Consider the following 18898-nt stretch of genomic DNA (forward strand, 5'->3'; position numbering starts at 1 on the left):
ATGATTCAACATATTCCTACAGAAAACAGGAAATGCCAGTTGTTAAAAAAGCTTCCTAGTTAGCTACTAGACATTCTTGTATTGTAGCTTGACCGTCTAGAAGAATGCGCGCTTTACCATGTAACTCAAATACGAGTAACAAAAAAGGCTGCTTCATGTGATTATAGCAGCCCTTCTTGTTCATATAAGTAATTATATGGTATGTCGATGAAGATATATCGATTGTTGGCAATTGGGTAGGAATAGGTTCGAATTTGTTCATCCCGGTCAATATCGGTGTATAGATCAGAAAGAATTCCTTTTTTCTCGACATTCATTCTGACGATATTTTCAAAGAAATATGGACGCCAGCTCCAGTTTTTATGTCTTCCTTCATAATAAAGTTCCCATTGGCCTTCCTTATTTTTCTCCGCATTGGAGGATAATTGAATTCCTTCATCATTACAAATGTACACCCGGAAGGCAAATGGTGTACATTCTTTGCCAACGGTAATAATAATTTCATCATATGGCGCGTTAGGTTTAATGGTTTGTAATGTCGCACCAAATTGCTTATTGATTCGGTTCGTTAATTCTAATTGCGCTGTCATTTTCTTTGTCTCGAAGTTAACAAATAATTGAAAGTCTCGCTCCATTTTTTCTTTGCAGGCATCGAGTTCTGCAAAATGAGGTTGGGATGGTAATAGATAGTTTCCTTGATAATATCTACCGCCATTTCTCCAAGCATAATTGAATTGATTATAAGTGGACACCCCTTTGAAAAGCAGGGTAGCTCCTATCTTTCTTGCCAGCATGGAAATGGAATAGTGGACATCTTGATACAATTGTGGCAGTTTATTTTCTTTTAAAAATCCAACATTTATTTTAACGATATTTGGCTCAAATTCTACTAGTCGACCGAGATTTCCATTTGTCTTTCCGACATCATCTAAAGCTATTTGAATTCCCAGGGTTTGCATGTATTTGAATAACTGACGGAGGGAGTTCATCTCTTCCGTAATCAATTCTTCTTTTAGTTCAATGACAATTCGATGTAATGCTAATCCTTTGTCTTGATACGTATGTAATAGGTTAAGCAATGTCTCCCCATCATCTTCGTATAGTAATCTCGCATCATAATTTAGAAACAAGGAAAGCGAAGGGTCCGTTTTTAAAAAATCGTCCAGTGCTTTTTCCTGGATCTTACTATTCGCCTCCAATTGGAAATCTTGGGGGATGGAATCATCTTTGAAAAACCAATCCAATCTTTGTTTTTCCCCTTCGTCATCCTTATAATAGGCTTTTACCTCATACCCAATAACTTGCCTCGTATCAGCACTTACGACAGGTTGATAATATGGAATAACCTTATCAAGATTCATCATAATATCTAACGGATCCATAGTTATGCACCTCCCATTACAGGTTAGTGGATCCCATTCGTTTATTATATCATAATAGGTATATGGAAACGCGTGATGCTTGTTAAGCTACGAATCGAGAGGAGCAATTCTCCCATCGTTTTTGTGGCCTACACATGTATCGAATCGTAGCATAATGTTTCTTTGTGACAGAAATTATAAATATTTGTTAAAATTAGTTGAGACTTGTTTTATGATAGACAACAATGGTGTAAAATTGGTAAACATTATATAAAAGATATATACTACATCATAATGTATGAATTAGGAGGATTTGCTAAGTGAAGATTGCAGTAGCAGGGACAGGCTATGTTGGTTTATCCAATGCTGTTCTTTTGGCACAACACCATGAAGTGATGGCACTAGATATTTTAGAAGAAAAAGTAAATGTAATCAATCAAAAAAGATCACCGATTGTGGATAAAGAAATAGAGACATTTTTAAAAACAAAGGACTTAAATTTAACAGCAACATTAGACAATGAACAAGCATTTCAAGATGCAGAGTACGTTATTATTTCTACCCCGACTAATTATGATCCGGATAAGAACTATTTTGATACAAGTACAGTAGAAACCGTAATTGGAAATGTACTATCCATCAATCCTGATGCGGTAATGGTTATCAAATCAACGGTACCAGTTGGGTATACAGAAAGTATGCGTGAGAAATTTGAAACAGATCATATCATCTTTTCACCAGAGTTTTTAAGAGAAGGTAAGGCTCTATATGATAACTTACATCCATCCCGAATTATTGTCGGTGAGCAATCACAAAGAGCAAGAAGGTTTGCTGATTTGCTAGTAGAAGGGGCCATCGAGGATGATATCCCCGTCTTATTTACGGATTCAACAGAAGCAGAGGCTATTAAGCTTTTCGCTAATACCTATCTCGCTATGCGGGTAGCCTTTTTCAATGAATTGGATAGCTATGCAGAGATTAGAGGGTTAAATACGAAGCAGATTATTGAAGGGGTCGGACTGGACCCAAGAATTGGAAGCCATTATAATAACCCATCCTTTGGCTATGGTGGGTATTGCTTGCCTAAGGATACAAAGCAATTACTTGCAAATTATGAGGATGTACCAAATAATATTATCTCAGGCATTGTGGAGGCCAATCGGACAAGAAAAGACCATATAGCTGAAATGATTCTTAAACGGAATCCGAACATCGTTGGTATTTATAGACTGACGATGAAAAAAGACTCCGATAATTTCAGACAATCCTCGATACAAGGAGTAATGAAACGACTGAAGGCAAAAGGAATAGAAGTCGTAGTCTATGAACCAGTGCTAGATGAAGATGAATTCTTTAATTCTAGAGTAATTAAGGACTTTGAAGAATTTAAACATATAAGTGATGTCATCGTTACCAATAGGATGGCAGAAGAACTATCTGATGTAGTAGAAAAAGTATATACAAGGGATTTGTATAGCAGGGATTAATCGCTCACTGCCACGTCCTGAAATAGGACATAATTCATATTGAGAAAGTTGCTAGATTCTGAATCTAGCAACTTTTTTCTGCTGTTAAACATGCCATGGAAATACTAGCACTTTCTTGACTGTTATCTAAAACTAAAATAAAGTATAAGGCAAAATACATAGGTGAGGTATGGATGTTATGAATAATTATATGCGTAAAACAATGGAAAGTTTTCAAAAGGATATGGAAAATAGAGGAAGACTTTTAATTAAGTGTCCAGATCAACCTGGAATCGTATCGACTGTTTCAGATTTTCTATTTAAACATGATGCGAATATTATCGCCTCTGACCAATACACGATGGATCCAGAGGGTGGAGAATTTTTTATGCGTATTGAATTCGAATGTCCGAATTTAAAAGAAAAGGGAAAGGTGCTGGAAGAAGAATTCCAACCGATTGCGGACATGTTTTCGATGGATTGGAAGCTGATGCCTGTTAGCCAATGGAAGAATATGGCCATTTTCGTATCAAAAGAGCCTCATTGTTTGCTTGAATTGCTGTGGGAATATCAAAGTGGAGATTTAATGGCCAATATTGCTCTAGTTATTAGTAATCATGAATCTTCACGACAGGTGGTGGAGGCACTCGGTATTCCATTTTATTATATACCGGCACATAAGGACATCCGTGCTGAGGTTGAGGAGAAACAGAAGCAACTTCTTAAAGAGTATCATGTAGACTTGATTGTACTTGCACGTTATATGCAAATTCTTACGGATGATTTTGTAAAGGAATTTAAGAATCAGATTATCAATATTCATCATTCCTTCTTGCCCGCTTTCATTGGTGCGAAGCCGTATGAGCGTGCATATCGGCGAGGGGTGAAGATGATTGGAGCTACTTCCCACTATGTAACCGGTGACCTGGATGAAGGTCCAATTATCGAGCAAGATATTGGCAGGGTTGATCATCGCGATAATGCAAAAGAGATGAAGAAAATAGGACAAGCCATTGAAAGAAGTGTCTTAGCAAGGGCGGTAAAATGGCATCTTGAAGACCGCATTATCGTACATAAAAATAAAACCATTGTTTTTTAATGGTTCCGGTACTTCCACAAATGATGTTGAAGGGAACTTAAAAAAGACAGTGAAGTATGGTGAATGTTCCACCCCCAATATAAATCAACTAGAATACTGCTTGTATTCTAGTTGATTTCTGCTTTGGTTGTTGCTGCTTGCTTTCACTTCGATTTACTATGGATGACAAAACAGGGAAGTGATAGGCATCTACACTGTTTTTGAGTTAAATTGAAGCAGCGAAAATAAAGGGGAGAGATGGATAGAGATATATGTTAGAATGTGAGGGGAATTATTTTGAGGAGGCTATCAGGAAATGAATAAAAACGTTTACATATATCTTTTTACTATTTTCCTATCTATTATTTTAATAGGATGTAGCGAAAATAAGGAGAAGGAACCACCCTCTACCACTGAAACTTCTGAAACGGAGAAGGGTGCTGCGCATGTAAAGCAAGAGTCTGTGTTGGATAATGCGAGGATTCAAGCGCAGAAAGAAATGGAGCAAGAGCTACAGAAAGCGTACAAAGAACAAGCACACACACTAGAAAATCCGTTTGTCACTTTAGACCCGTATGGTGTTACGCCCTTATCTGCATTGGTTATGTTTGAAACAGAAGAGCCAACGCAAATCAGTATTACAGTTACTGGGAAGGATGAAGCAACGGATGTGACCCATACATTTGATTCGTATGCAACCGAGCATGAGATTCCAGTCCACGGTTTATATGCAAATAGGGAGAATACAGTTATTCTTGATGCAGTGACGAAGGATGGAGAAAGATTTTCCAAAGAACTAACGATTGAAACCGAGAAGCTTCCAGATGATTTCTTAACGACCGAAGTGGAGAAAGCTCAAACAGAAAAAATGGAGGACGGATTAACCTTCTTGGTGCCAAGTACACGTTATGTGTATGCGGTTGATGCGAAGGGAGATGTTCGTTGGTATTCCACTCTCTGGAATTCTCACATTTTTAAGCAATTAGAAAATGGAAATTATCTGTACATCACGAAGGAAGAAGGGCAAAATCAGTATAATGAATTGCTTGAAATGAATTTGCTAGGAAAAGTCTTCCGGTCGTATTTGATACAGCTAGAAGATTATGAGGCTACGAATGTTGTTCATCATGACGTCATTGAGTTACCAAATGGAAACCTTCTTGCAACAACGCATGATATGGATTCCGAATATATTGAGGATAAGATGATTGAAATCGACCGAAAAACAGGGAAAACGGTTCGTGCTTTTAGTTTTAGAGATATTTTACCTGAAAGCTTTTATAAAAATTATGATGGCCCTTCAGCAGATGATGGCGATTGGTTCCATCAGAATGCAGTTTGGTATGATGATACAGATGACACACTTTTAATATCATCACGTCATCAGGATCTGGTCATGAAAATGAGCTATCCTGATGGGAAAATTCATTGGATTTTAGCAAATCATGAAAGCTGGCCAGAGGATTACCAAGATTATCTATTAGATAGTATTGGAGAAGTAAAATATCCTGGTGGACCACATGCAATGATGACCTTACCTGACTTCGATGAAAAGGAAGAAACGTCGGACATTCTTTTATTTGACAATAATATTGTCATTACTAGAGGGGACGAAGAAGTTGCAGAGGATTATAGTCGGGCTGTTCACTACCGGATAGATGAGAAAAATCATACAGTAGAAGAAATATGGTCCTATGGAGAAGAAAGAGGGACAGCATTCTTCTCATCGATTGTTGGAGATGCAGACTATCTGCCAACAACTGGTAACCGATTACTTACTTCGGGCTATATAGAAGTAGGGGAAGATGCAAGAAATAGCCGAATCGTTGAAGTGAGCGGGGAGGAACCATCGGAAGTGATATCGGAGATTGTTGTCTCAGGTTTTGAAAAAGGAAGTCATCGACAAATCTATCGTGCTGAGCGATTACCATTATATGAATAAGAGAGGAACAGATAGAGCAGGTTACCGGAAAAGGGTGGCCTGCTCTAATTAATTTGTATATGGAAAAAAGTGGCTATCCATCCAAGCGTGAAACCTTTTTTGTTTTTATTCGTAATAAAACTATACTCATTATAGGAGGAAGGTTTCTTGAAAAAATATTGGTTTGGTATAATTGTATTCCTCTCCATGCTTTTGTTAATGGGTTGTGTGGGAGAAGAACGGTCATTTTCCATTGATCAGGTGAGTATTGATGCGTATATTCAAGATAATGGGGATATACATGTTGAAGAGTTTTTTACGTACACATTTGATGGATCCTATGAAGGGATGACAAGAACAATTGAGTCAGATGTGGAGAATTTCCAGGCCTTTCTTACGGATGGTTCCGGAACTAGTGGAAATCTCAAGCCTTTAGAAATAGATAAAGAAGAGGATACCTTTGAAATCTTCTCGGAATCAAAAGATGAAACGAAACAGGTTGTTTATCAGTATAAAATTGAAGGATCTGTAAAAAAGTATTCGGATGTTGCTGATTTGCGATATGCTTTTTTCGATGATTCGAATGAAACAGATCTCCATCAGGTTTCCATTTCCATCTACCCGCCATCCAAAACGATGGCAAATACCCATTATTTTTTACATGAAGATGAATCAGGATCTTTAACAAAGCAAACCAACCATTTGCGATATACCAATGACTTATTGAAAGCAGGAGAAACGTCACTTATCCGCTTTGTTTTTCCAGCAGATCAGTTGACGGCGTTGACGGCGATGGAATTAAATAGCGATAAGAAAATGGAAGAAAGTATTCTTTTAGCAGAGCAGGAATATACAGAGAGAGCGACGTATTTGGAGGAAAACATGGGAGAAATCACAGCCTTCCTTCCAATGATAATCATTGGAGTAATTGTTGTGGCGACCATCATGCTTATTTTCCATCCGAATCGCTACCGTGGTTCGAAAAGGGATGATGAATGCATTCGTTTATTAGAAAAAACGGATCCATTGTTTGTGAAATATCTAAAAGAATATTTTAATTTGTCCCATGACAGTTTTATTGCCGCCTTATTTTCTTTGAAACAGCGTGGTGTAGTCAGAATGGAAGAAGTTCCATCTAAATATGATAACAATAATGATACGTATCGTTTTACATGGTTGGATAACGCAGCTGAGGTCGGTGCAGCAGACCAATTCCTTTTCCAGTGGTTATTTACGGAAAAGGATGAAAAGGGAAGGTACTTTTTGTTGGAATCCTTATTGGACAATGAACATGAACCAGATGAAGCGAAGGAAAAAAAGGCAGAGCACTTTGAAAAGAATTTCCCCGATTGGAGCAAATTAGTGAAGGATAGAGAGGAATTTAAAGGATTGCGAAGACCATTTAAAGCTTATTCCCTCCTGTCTATACCGGTGCTCATCATTTCCTTTGGTTTATTTTATTACTTCACAACCATTGATACGATTGGTCCGACTGAACAGTGGGTGTTACCGCTAATTGTCGGTTCATTCACCATCATCGCATTGGTGTTCCATAGAAATAAATGGGTCCTAGCTACCTACTATTTCCTCATTAGTTTGATAACCGGAATAGGTTTTAGCATGACTTCAGCAGTTATATGGACCTTGGTCTTTTATGGAATATCTTTTATAGCATTCCTGGTTATTCCAGCAAAGGTATTACGAGAGGATATCAATAAACGCATATATGCTATTCGGATAGCATCGAAGCTTTTCAAGAAGGGGCAATATCCAGTAGATGCTGATGTGATAAAAGTGGAACGAAGATTGGAATACGCTATTGTGTTGGGAGAAGGTGAGCCTTATGCGAGACGATGTGGTAAAGAACTTCCATTTCAAACGGCAAACGCTTATCTTCCATTCGTAGCTAATCCGATTCACGTAGCTACGACATTTGATCCTAGTAACTTTCATTTGTACACTACAGCCGTTGCATCCAGTCACAACACAACCACAAATTCTTCTACTGGTGGTGGCGGTGCTGGAGCATTTTAATAGAAACGATAAGGGAATGATAGTAAAGCCCTTCTCGTTTTTTCATAAATGCCATTTTTGATGAAAGAGGTAGCGTGTGGGGATGCTTACTAATAAGGTCCCTTACAATGGAAGTGCCAGTCACCGAGTGTGTGCCTGGCACTTCCTATTTAGTTGAAAATGACATGGTTGCTTACATTTGAATGGCTTTCCTTGCTAATTTGTCAGCATTGTTATTTTTCTTTTCGGGTATCCATTTAATAAAGAAGTATGGAAAATGGCTGGATTCTTCTTTTATTTTTTCAAGTAAAGGAATGAAGGTTGGGTTTTTTGTATAATCCTTTTCAATGGTGTCCACTACAATTTTTGAATCAGAGCGGAATGATAGGATTTCATCGGGAAACTCCTTCCTACAGATTTCCAAAGCTTTAATTACCGCATGGAATTCAGCTTCATGATTCGATAATTCTCCCAATGGAAAAGCATATTCATATTGCTGCTGTTTATTTGCTTTTATATAAATACCGGCACCACTTTTTCCAGGATTTCCGCTTGATGCCCCGTCTGTATATACCTCAATCAAACTTATCTACACTCCCTTTTAAATATCCGATAATTAATTAAAAAAGGCTGTTTTCTAAGAGATTGTTGTTTATGCACATAATAGATAGAACGTGCAGTAACTTCACCCGAAATCTGGAGCTTAAATACCGCTGCGGAAATACACTACGCTTTCCATGGGCGCTGCTGAGCCTCCTCCGAGCTAACGCTCTCCGTAGTCTCGCCTAGGCTTTTCATCCCATAGGACAAGGAACGCTACGGCAGCAACGCATCGCAATCAGACAAATGGAACTTTATTTTCGAGGAGTCTTCGTGTATTACCTCCGCTGTTTTTGAGCATAAGCTTCTATTATTGTTTTAGCTATAATAATGTTGATTGGAACGAAGGGTGGTTGACTCTTTGAAAAGGAAAAACACTTTTTCTCACGAAGATGTAACACTGACGAAGCCTCCCTTGTACTGTGGGAATAGCACGTGTCTATAGCCATGCCTTAATGTCCGCGACTGCCCGCGGTGGAAATCAACGTGCACTTTACCGAGTTATTTCACATCACCCTTCTACTAAGACACAAAAAGCAACCAAGTATACGAAAAAACAGCCTTACAAAAACATAGAATCGTAAACCTGTATTACCATCTTATTTTACTATAAACCACTTCCATAATGGAAAACAATATACGTCCATACCTTATACCCAATGAGAAAGGTATTACAAATATTTCCTCCATTCACGCTCCTTATAACCAATTACATTAGTGTATAATGGAAATTACATGAATAATAAAAATTCACTAATTTCTAAGATGAGGTGGAATGATGTTACAGGGCTATTCTTATTCAAATGAATTACAAGAACAGGATTTAACGATAGAAAAATGGATGGTTTCTGATATAAACACGCTTACTCCAACATCAACTGTAAAGCAAGCTGCGAGGATGATGGAAGCCTCTGGTGCAATGTTTATTCCAGTTGTTGGAGAATCTCATAGCCCTCTTGGAATCATGACATATAAAGAGGTTATACAAGCTCTTTTAAATAAAAATGAGAATCATCTTATCATTCATTATATGGGGACGGAGGATTTTCAGATTGTTCGTTTGAGTGATTCCATCTTAGATATTTATCCTTTAGATTATTCGTATTATCTTGTTGTTGATGAAATTAATCAATTGATTGGAATACTGACACAGAAAGAAATTGTGAATGGGCTTTCTACATATATGGAGGAATTAAATCGTAACTCACATACGGCAGAAATATTGGATATTATACTCGACAGTGCATATGAAGGAGTTGCGGTAGTCGATCGAAATGGTACTCTCGTTGAGTTTAATGATTCCTATAGCCGCTTTATTGGAGTGGATAAAAAGGATGCAATTGGTCGTCCAGTACAGGAAGTTATTGATAATACCAATCTCCACCATACCGTGAAAACCGGTATGCCGGAGAGAGGGATTATTCAATATATCCAGGGTCAACCAATGGTAGTGCACCGGATTCCACTGTGGAAAAATAATCAAGTGGTTGGTGCCATTGGGATGTTGATTTTTGAAGGTGTAACCGAATTGTATCGGATCTATGATCGCTTTCAGGAAAAAGTAAAACCTCATCTACCAAACCAGAATAAGGAAGAACCTAAACAAAAGTTCATACCAAAAAGTGGGTCTATTGAGAATATTATTGGTCAAAGTGAAGAAATTGCTAACTTGAAGCGAATGACGAGAAAGGTTGCAAAAACAGGGGCAACTGTCCTGATCACAGGAGAAAGTGGGACAGGTAAGGAACTGTTTGCAAGAAGTATTCATGACCTAAGTAATAGAGCAGACGGTCCGTTTATTAGTGTAAACTGTGGTGCGATTCCCGAACAATTATTTGAATCAGAACTTTTTGGGTATGAGGAAGGCGCATTTACTGGTGCTAAAAAAGGAGGAAAGCCTGGCAAATTCGAGATGGCTCAAGGTGGTACGATTTTTCTAGATGAGATTGGCGAAATGCCGCTAATCATGCAAACAAAGTTACTACGTGTTTTACAGGAAAAAGAGTTTGAAAGGGTTGGCGGAATCAACAAGCAACCACTAGATGTCAAAATTGTACTAGCCACAAACAGGGATTTAAGAAAAATGGTAGAGGAAGGTAATTTTCGAGAGGACCTATACTACCGGATTAATGTGATAGAACTAGAAATACCACCATTACGAAAACGCCCAATTGATGTTCCACTATTAATCTCTCATTATTTAAAACTATTATGCAAGGAATATAACATAGCTGAAAAAGAAGTGACAGGGGAAGCGATGCATATTTTAATGGATTATGCTTGGTACGGAAATATCCGTGAGCTTGCCAATCTAATGGAAAAGCTTGTTATTTTAACGGATGGGAAAACGATTGATGTTATGGATCTGCCAAACTACATGAAGAATAGGAAAATGTTCGTATCCTCCTCTCCCTATCATCAAGTTAAATTAGAAGAAAGCAATAAGGAAAAGGAAATAATTAAAAGAACGCTAGAAGAGACAGGTGGAAATAAAACGAAAGCAGCGGAAAAACTAGGAATACATCGGACTACTTTATATCAAAAATTAAGGAAATATAATTTGTAAGGTTTCCTATCGCAAGCTATTAAGGTGATGAGTTGAGAGGAGTGCTGATAAAAGGGATAGGAACGCCGATATACAGAAAGGAATGCTGATAATCTGGGAGGTCCTTCGGCAAACTGATGATAAGTCTATAAATAGAAAAGCTAATCGCAAGTTAATGCACATTCTCATAAACAATCTCTTTTTTAAAACAGCCAAAATATTGTATGTAGGAAATTGTAGACACTATACTACACTTGTGGACAAGGGGTGTAGATAATTATCTACACTACACATACCGAATTCCAATTCTACCGGTAATTTGATAGTTGGCATGATATTTGCATATTAATTACTGATAGAGAGATAAAATGGGAGGGAAAAAATGATGAGTAATTTTGTTTTTCATGCACCACAAACTATCCACTACGGTAGAAAGGCCTTTGATAAGGTTGGGAAGGAAGCAGCTGCAAGAGGTAAGAAAGCGTTGATCATTAGTGACAAAGTGATGCAGGACCTTGGATATGTTAGTGAGTGCCGGGATCTTCTTTTAAAAGAGAAAGTTGAAAGCGCTGTCTATTTAGGTGTTAAATCCGAGCCAACAGATATATATGTACAGGAGGCGCTTGAATTATTTGAAAGTGAGCAATGTGATGTCGTTATCTCACTTGGTGGTGGCAGCTGTATTGATACGGCAAAAGCCATTGTAGTAGTAGCCACAAATGGAGCTTATGTTGGGGATTATATGGGAGGAAAGAAATGGGCAGATAAGAAACCAGTTTCCCATATTGCGATTCCAACGACAGCTGGGACGGGATCTGAGGCAACGGATGCAACGGTCATCGCGAATACGAAAACAGATGTAAAAATGATGATTAAACAACCTGCCTTCATGCCAGAGGTAGCTATTGTTGATCCACTTTTGACGACTTCTTCACCAAAATCGGTGACAGCAGCTACGGGTGTCGATGCACTTAGTCATGCAATTGAATCGTATATCTCAAGAAGAGCACAGCCTATGACAGATATGTTGGCACTTTCCGCCATGAAAAAGATCGTAGGTAATTTACAAACAGCTTATCAAGATGGCGATAATATTAATGCAAGAGAGGAAATGTCTGTAGGAGCATTACAGGCGGGAATGGCGTTTACCAATGCCTCTGTTTGTCTTGTTCATGGAATGTCAAGACCAATTGGCGCATTATTCCATGTTCCTCATGGATTTTCCAATGCGATGCTTTTACCAGCTGTATTAGAATTCACCAAAGATTCGTGTGTGGATCGATTAGCAGATTTAGGAAGACTTTTTAAACCTGATGCGGAGCAACTTTCCAATGAAGAAGCTGCAGATATTGCAGTAGAATCTGTTAAAAAGCTTTGCTTAGAGCTTAATATTCCGAATCTAGAAGGATGGGGTATTAATCAGGTTGAATTTGAAAACGTTATCAGTAAAATGGCGGCTGATGCACTCGCGAGTGGCAGTCCACAAAATAATCCAAAGGTACCAACGAAGGAAGAGATTGAAACACTTTATCAAACCTGTTTTAACTACCAATACACTTCGGAGAAATCGGTTCGTTAATCGATAGGGATTTGGAGGAAAATAGTATGGGAATTCTAGGAATGATTGGTTTAATAGGCTCCCTTGCATTATTAGTCTATCTTACCATGAAAGGGATTAATATCATCATTGCTGCACTCATTAGTTCGATTGTCGTTGCCATAACTGGCAGGCTTAGTTTAGAGACGGCAATGATGGAAAATTATATGAATGGATTTACAGACTATTTTGCATCATGGTTCCTTGTCTTCTTGCTTGGAGCAATTTTTGGGAAAATGATGCAGGAAACGAAATCAGCTGATAGTATTGCTCAGTTTATTAAGTCAAAGTTCGGTGCTAAGCGTGCTGTATTTGCGGTAGTTGCTGCTGCTGCGATTATGACATATGGTGGAGTTAGTCTTTTCGTAGTAGGGTTTGCGGTGTATCCAATTGCGGTTTCCTTATTCCGAGCTGCCAATCTCCCACACCGATTTATTCCAGCTGCATTGGTTTTTGGATCCATTTCTTTTACGATGACAGCACCTGGTTCGCCGGAAATTCAAAATATTATTCCAACTGAATTTTTCGGGACATCACCAACCGCGGGTGGGTTTATTGGAGTACTGTCTGCACTGTTAATTATGGTAATTGGTGGAATATGGCTTGGTTCCATGGTGAAAAAGGCATCACAAAATGGTGAAACATTTTCACTGCCCAATGCTTCATCTGCCAACACGAATGAAGAAATGGCAGCAAGTCTAGCAGAGCAAGAAGAGGTAGAAAGCAATAGTCCGAAAAAGGATTTGCCAAATATTATCGTTGCTATTATCCCGCTCGTATTGGTTATTGTCGTTCTAAATATATTAGGTCAATTTATGAATCCTACAACGGCTTTATTAATTGCATTAAGCCTTGGAATAACGGTTGCATGTCTGTCCATGCTCCGGTTTCTTACAGAGTTTTGGAATTCCCTTGCAACAGGTGCACAGAATGCATTAGTAGCCTTAGCTAATACTTGTGCGGTAGTCGGTTTTGGTAGTGTTGCTGCCCAGGTAGCAGCTTTTGATGCGCTCATTGATGGTTTAGTTAATATTCCAGGGCCACCATTAGTTGGTCTAGCTATAGGGGTAACCGTTATTTGTGGTATCACTGGTTCGGCATCAGGTGGATTAGGAATTGCCTTGCCAATTCTTGCTCCCATCTACTTGGCTCAAGGTGTTGATCCAGGAGCAATGCACCGTGTTTCTGCATTAGCATCCGGTGGTTTGGATTCCTTACCACACAATGGATATGTGGTCACCACGGTTCGAGCAATCTGTGGGGAGAGTCACAGTAGGGCATACAAGCCTATTTTAATGCTTAGTGTTATTTTGCCAACTATAATATTAGCTCTAGCTGTATTGCTTTATAGTGTTTTTTAATATAGATTTTGTTAGAATGATAGATAAGAATAATAAAAATTTTCAGGAGGTTTTTTATAATGACACAAACAACTGTAGAAACAATTAAAAACTATATTGGTGGAGAATGGGTAGAAGCGAAAACAGATAAAACTGAACCTGTATATAATCCAGCAACTGGTGAAGTGATTGCACAGGTTCCAATTTCAACACAGGAAGATATTGAGCATGCCATTCAAGTTGCCGACGAAGCCTTTGAATCCTGGAAAGAGGTTGCGGTACCGAAACGCGCTAGAATTCTATTTAAATATCAACAATTATTAGTAGAAAATTGGGATGAGCTTGCTAGATTAATAACCATTGAAAATGGAAAAAACTTTAAAGAAGCCTATGGTGAAGTACAACGTGGAATAGAAAATGTAGAATTTGCTACTGGTGCACCAACCTTAATGATGGGGGAACAGCTTCCATCGATTGCAACGGAATTAGAATCTGGTGTCTATCGTTATCCAATCGGTGTCATTGGTGGAATTACACCATTTAACTTCCCAATGATGGTACCTTGCTGGATGTTCCCAATGGCTATTGCAACGGGAAATACCTTTGTGATGAAGCCATCTGAGCGTACCCCATTACTTGCTAATCGTTTGGCAGAGTTACTAGAAGAAGCAGGACTTCCTAAGGGTGTATTTAATATTGTTCATGGGGCACATGATGTCGTAAATGGACTATTGGATCATAAGAAAGTTGCAGCGATTTCTTTTGTTGGTTCACAGCCTGTTGCAGAATATGTGTACAAGCGTGGAACAGAAAACTTGAAACGTGTGCAAGCATTAGCTGGTGCGAAAAACCACTCTATCGTATTAGGTGATGCAAATCTAGACAATGCTTCTACACAAATTTTGAATGCGGCATTTGGTTCTGCTGGGGAACGTTGTATGGCTGCATCTGTTGTAGCGGTGGAAGAATCTGTTGCAGATGAATTTATTGCTCAATTGAAACAAAAAGCGGATGACATTGAAATTGGAAATGGATTAGATGAAGGGGTATTCCTTGGACCAGTTATCCGTGATAACCACAAAGAACGTACATTAGGCTATATTGAACAAGGTGAGAAAGAAGGAGCAAAACTTGTTCGTGATGGTCGTAAGGATGAAGCGGCGAAACAAGAAGGCTACTTTGTTGGACCAACTATTTTTGACAATGTATCAACAGAAATGAAAATTTGGCAAGATGAAATNTGATAAGGTTGGGAAGGAAGCAGCTGCAAGAGGTAAGAAAGCGTTGATCATTAGTGACAAAGTGATGCAGGACCTTGGATATGTTAGTGAGTGCCGGGATCTTCTTTTAAAAGAGAAAGTTGAAAGCGCTGTCTATTTAGGTGTTAAATCCGAGCCAACAGATATATATGTACAGGAGGCGCTTGAATTATTTGAAAGTGAGCAATGTGATGTCGTTATCTCACTTGGTGGTGGCAGCTGTATTGATACGGCAAAAGCCATTGTAGTAGTAGCCACAAATGGAGCTTATGTTGGGGATTATATGGGAGGAAAGAAATGGGCAGATAAGAAACCAGTTTCCCATATTGCGATTCCAACGACAGCTGGGACGGGATCTGAGGCAACGGATGCAACGGTCATCGCGAATACGAAAACAGATGTAAAAATGATGATTAAACAACCTGCCTTCATGCCAGAGGTAGCTATTGTTGATCCACTTTTGACGACTTCTTCACCAAAATCGGTGACAGCAGCTACGGGTGTCGATGCACTTAGTCATGCAATTGAATCGTATATCTCAAGAAGAGCACAGCCTATGACAGATATGTTGGCACTTTCCGCCATGAAAAAGATCGTAGGTAATTTACAAACAGCTTATCAAGATGGCGATAATATTAATGCAAGAGAGGAAATGTCTGTAGGAGCATTACAGGCGGGAATGGCGTTTACCAATGCCTCTGTTTGTCTTGTTCATGGAATGTCAAGACCAATTGGCGCATTATTCCATGTTCCTCATGGATTTTCCAATGCGATGCTTTTACCAGCTGTATTAGAATTCACCAAAGATTCGTGTGTGGATCGATTAGCAGATTTAGGAAGACTTTTTAAACCTGATGCGGAGCAACTTTCCAATGAAGAAGCTGCAGATATTGCAGTAGAATCTGTTAAAAAGCTTTGCTTAGAGCTTAATATTCCGAATCTAGAAGGATGGGGTATTAATCAGGTTGAATTTGAAAACGTTATCAGTAAAATGGCGGCTGATGCACTCGCGAGTGGCAGTCCACAAAATAATCCAAAGGTACCAACGAAGGAAGAGATTGAAACACTTTATCAAACCTGTTTTAACTACCAATACACTTCGGAGAAATCGGTTCGTTAATCGATAGGGATTTGGAGGAAAATAGTATGGGAATTCTAGGAATGATTGGTTTAATAGGCTCCCTTGCATTATTAGTCTATCTTACCATGAAAGGGATTAATATCATCATTGCTGCACTCATTAGTTCGATTGTCGTTGCCATAACTGGCAGGCTTAGTTTAGAGACGGCAATGATGGAAAATTATATGAATGGATTTACAGACTATTTTGCATCATGGTTCCTTGTCTTCTTGCTTGGAGCAATTTTTGGGAAAATGATGCAGGAAACGAAATCAGCTGATAGTATTGCTCAGTTTATTAAGTCAAAGTTCGGTGCTAAGCGTGCTGTATTTGCGGTAGTTGCTGCTGCTGCGATTATGACATATGGTGGAGTTAGTCTTTTCGTAGTAGGGTTTGCGGTGTATCCAATTGCGGTTTCCTTATTCCGAGCTGCCAATCTCCCACACCGATTTATTCCAGCTGCATTGGTTTTTGGATCCATTTCTTTTACGATGACAGCACCTGGTTCGCCGGAAATTCAAAATATTATTCCAACTGAATTTTTCGGGACATCACCAACCGCGGGTGGGTTTATTGGAGTACTGTCTGCACTGTTAATTATGGTAATTGGTGGAATATGGCTTGGTTCCATGGTGAAAAAGGCATCACAAAATGGTGAAACATTTTCACTGCCCAATGCTTCATCTGCCAACACGAATGAAGAAATGGCAGCAAGTCTAGCAGAGCAAGAAGAGGTAGAAAGCAATAGTCCGAAAAAGGATTTGCCAAATATTATCGTTGCTATTATCCCGCTCGTATTGGTTATTGTCGTTCTAAATATATTAGGTCAATTTATGAATCCTACAACGGCTTTATTAATTGCATTAAGCCTTGGAATAACGGTTGCATGTCTGTCCATGCTCCGGTTTCTTACAGAGTTTTGGAATTCCCTTGCAACAGGTGCACAGAATGCATTAGTAGCCTTAGCTAATACTTGTGCGGTAGTCGGTTTTGGTAGTGTTGCTGCCCAGGTAGCAGCTTTTGATGCGCTCATTGATGGTTTAGTTAATATTCCAGGGCCACCATTAGTTGGTCTAGCTATAGGGGTAACCGTTATTTGTGGTATCACTGGTTCGGCATCAGGTGGATTAGGAATTGCCTTGCCAATTCTTGCTCCCATCTACTTGGCTCAAGGTGTTGATCCAGGAGCAATGCACCGTGTTTCTGCATTAGCATCCGGTGGTTTGGATTCCTTACCACACAATGGATATGTGGTCACCACGGTTCGAGCAATCTGTGGGGAGAGTCACAGTAGGGCATACAAGCCTATTTTAATGCTTAGTGTTATTTTGCCAACTATAATATTAGCTCTAGCTGTATTGCTTTATAGTGTTTTTTAATATAGATTTTGTTAGAATGATAGATAAGAATAATAAAAATTTTCAGGAGGTTTTTTATAATGACACAAACAACTGTAGAAACAATTAAAAACTATATTGGTGGAGAATGGGTAGAAGCGAAAACAGATAAAACTGAACCTGTATATAATCCAGCAACTGGTGAAGTGATTGCACAGGTTCCAATTTCAACACAGGAAGATATTGAGCATGCCATTCAAGTTGCCGACGAAGCCTTTGAATCCTGGAAAGAGGTTGCGGTACCGAAACGCGCTAGAATTCTATTTAAATATCAACAATTATTAGTAGAAAATTGGGATGAGCTTGCTAGATTAATAACCATTGAAAATGGAAAAAACTTTAAAGAAGCCTATGGTGAAGTACAACGTGGAATAGAAAATGTAGAATTTGCTACTGGTGCACCAACCTTAATGATGGGGGAACAGCTTCCATCGATTGCAACGGAATTAGAATCTGGTGTCTATCGTTATCCAATCGGTGTCATTGGTGGAATTACACCATTTAACTTCCCAATGATGGTACCTTGCTGGATGTTCCCAATGGCTATTGCAACGGGAAATACCTTTGTGATGAAGCCATCTGAGCGTACCCCATTACTTGCTAATCGTTTGGCAGAGTTACTAGAAGAAGCAGGACTTCCTAAGGGTGTATTTAATATTGTTCATGGGGCACATGATGTCGTAAATGGACTATTGGATCATAAGAAAGTTGCAGCGATTTCTTTTGTTGGTTCACAGCCTGTTGCAGAATATGTGTACAAGCGTGGAACAGAAAACTTGAAACGTGTGCAAGCATTAGCTGGTGCGAAAAACCACTCTATCGTATTAGGTGATGCAAATCTAGACAATGCTTCTACACAAATTTTGAATGCGGCATTTGGTTCTGCTGGGGAACGTTGTATGGCTGCATCTGTTGTAGCGGTGGAAGAATCTGTTGCAGATGAATTTATTGCTCAATTGAAACAAAAAGCGGATGACATTGAAATTGGAAATGGATTAGATGAAGGGGTATTCCTTGGACCAGTTATCCGTGATAACCACAAAGAACGTACATTAGGCTATATTGAACAAGGTGAGAAAGAAGGAGCAAAACTTGTTCGTGATGGTCGTAAGGATGAAGCGGCGAAACAAGAAGGCTATTTTGTTGGACCAACTATTTTTGACAATGTATCAACAGAAATGAAAATTTGGCAAGATGAAAT

At 38.9% G+C, this 18898-nt stretch carries 12 protein-coding genes and 1 pseudogene; 11 read left to right on the plus strand and 2 right to left on the minus strand.

Translation table 11 applies throughout. The features are described from left to right. Positions 1 to 161: 161 nt before the first annotated feature. Positions 162 to 1382 carry an EAL domain-containing protein gene (locus CAO17_RS01680; protein WP_085991111.1) on the minus strand — a complete coding sequence of 407 codons (1221 nt, stop codon included), beginning with the start codon at positions 1380 to 1382 and terminating at the stop codon, positions 162 to 164. Positions 1383 to 1681: 299 nt separating this feature from the next. Between CAO17_RS01680 and CAO17_RS01685 the strand changes: the two genes are divergently transcribed. From CAO17_RS01685 to CAO17_RS01700, 4 genes are all read left to right on the plus strand, one after another. Continuing rightward, positions 1682 to 2848, plus strand: coding sequence for a nucleotide sugar dehydrogenase (locus CAO17_RS01685; RefSeq protein ID WP_085991112.1), 1167 nt, complete (start codon positions 1682 to 1684; stop codon positions 2846 to 2848). A gap of 178 nt (positions 2849 to 3026) precedes the next feature. Next, the gene (gene purU / locus CAO17_RS01690) at positions 3027 to 3926 is read left to right on the plus strand and encodes a formyltetrahydrofolate deformylase (protein ID WP_085994369.1); all 900 of its coding nucleotides are present in this window, start codon (positions 3027 to 3029) and stop codon (positions 3924 to 3926) included. Between the two features lie 295 nt (positions 3927 to 4221). Then, the gene (locus tag CAO17_RS01695) at positions 4222 to 5847 is read left to right on the plus strand and encodes an aryl-sulfate sulfotransferase (protein ID WP_085991113.1); all 1626 of its coding nucleotides are present in this window, start codon (positions 4222 to 4224) and stop codon (positions 5845 to 5847) included. Between the two features lie 147 nt (positions 5848 to 5994). Then, a complete protein-coding gene (locus tag CAO17_RS01700; RefSeq protein ID WP_085991114.1) occupies positions 5995 to 7860 on the plus strand; it encodes a DUF2207 domain-containing protein in 1866 nt (621 codons plus the stop codon). A gap of 172 nt (positions 7861 to 8032) precedes the next feature. On the opposite strand, the gene CAO17_RS01705 is transcribed toward CAO17_RS01700, so the two are convergent. Continuing rightward, the gene (locus tag CAO17_RS01705) at positions 8033 to 8422 is read right to left on the minus strand and encodes a ribonuclease HI family protein (protein ID WP_085991115.1); all 390 of its coding nucleotides are present in this window, start codon (positions 8420 to 8422) and stop codon (positions 8033 to 8035) included. Between the two features lie 795 nt (positions 8423 to 9217). On the opposite strand from CAO17_RS01705, the gene CAO17_RS01710 reads away from it, so the two are divergent. From CAO17_RS01710 to mmsA (CAO17_RS01740), 7 genes and pseudogenes are all read left to right on the plus strand, one after another. Further along, complete coding sequence (locus CAO17_RS01710) at positions 9218 to 11005, plus strand: sigma-54-dependent Fis family transcriptional regulator (protein ID WP_085991116.1); 1788 nt, start codon at positions 9218 to 9220, stop codon at positions 11003 to 11005. A 364-nt stretch (positions 11006 to 11369) separates the two neighbouring features. Beyond that, on the plus strand, positions 11370 to 12563 hold the full coding sequence (locus CAO17_RS01715; protein ID WP_143833702.1) for an iron-containing alcohol dehydrogenase: 1194 nt from the start codon (positions 11370 to 11372) through the stop codon (positions 12561 to 12563). A gap of 26 nt (positions 12564 to 12589) precedes the next feature. Beyond that, the gene (locus CAO17_RS01720; protein WP_179151865.1) at positions 12590 to 13942 is read left to right on the plus strand and encodes a GntP family permease; all 1353 of its coding nucleotides are present in this window, start codon (positions 12590 to 12592) and stop codon (positions 13940 to 13942) included. Between the two features lie 59 nt (positions 13943 to 14001). Beyond that, positions 14002 to 15159: pseudogene (gene mmsA / locus CAO17_RS01725) on the plus strand (CoA-acylating methylmalonate-semialdehyde dehydrogenase); the annotation flags it as partial. Then, the gene (locus CAO17_RS01730) at positions 15155 to 16300 is read left to right on the plus strand and encodes an iron-containing alcohol dehydrogenase (protein ID WP_085991118.1); all 1146 of its coding nucleotides are present in this window, start codon (positions 15155 to 15157) and stop codon (positions 16298 to 16300) included. The pseudogene mmsA (CAO17_RS01725) and the gene CAO17_RS01730, both read left to right, overlap by 5 nt. Positions 16301 to 16326: 26 nt before the next feature. Then, the gene (locus tag CAO17_RS01735; protein ID WP_179151865.1) at positions 16327 to 17679 is read left to right on the plus strand and encodes a GntP family permease; all 1353 of its coding nucleotides are present in this window, start codon (positions 16327 to 16329) and stop codon (positions 17677 to 17679) included. Between the two features lie 59 nt (positions 17680 to 17738). Next, positions 17739 to 18898, plus strand: a 1160-nt coding sequence (gene mmsA / locus CAO17_RS01740; RefSeq protein ID WP_085991119.1) for a CoA-acylating methylmalonate-semialdehyde dehydrogenase, incomplete at its 3' end; no start/stop codon positions are given.

Origin of the sequence: Oceanobacillus senegalensis (assembly GCF_900176885.1) — a bacterium.
GTDB classification, from domain to species: domain Bacteria; phylum Bacillota; class Bacilli; order Bacillales; family Amphibacillaceae; genus Oceanobacillus; species Oceanobacillus senegalensis.

Coding starts and splice junctions, on each gene's coding strand:
- CAO17_RS01680 (WP_085991111.1), bottom strand. CDS start 1,382: ATGGATCCGTTAGATATTATGATGAATCTTGATAAGGTTATTCCATAT.
- purU (WP_085994369.1), top strand. CDS start 3,027: ATGAATAATTATATGCGTAAAACAATGGAAAGTTTTCAAAAGGATATG.
- CAO17_RS01695 (WP_085991113.1), top strand. CDS start 4,222: ATGAATAAAAACGTTTACATATATCTTTTTACTATTTTCCTATCTATT.
- CAO17_RS01710 (WP_085991116.1), top strand. CDS start 9,218: ATGTTACAGGGCTATTCTTATTCAAATGAATTACAAGAACAGGATTTA.
- CAO17_RS01715 (WP_143833702.1), top strand. CDS start 11,370: ATGAGTAATTTTGTTTTTCATGCACCACAAACTATCCACTACGGTAGA.
- CAO17_RS01720 (WP_179151865.1), top strand. CDS start 12,590: ATGGGAATTCTAGGAATGATTGGTTTAATAGGCTCCCTTGCATTATTA.
- CAO17_RS01735 (WP_179151865.1), top strand. CDS start 16,327: ATGGGAATTCTAGGAATGATTGGTTTAATAGGCTCCCTTGCATTATTA.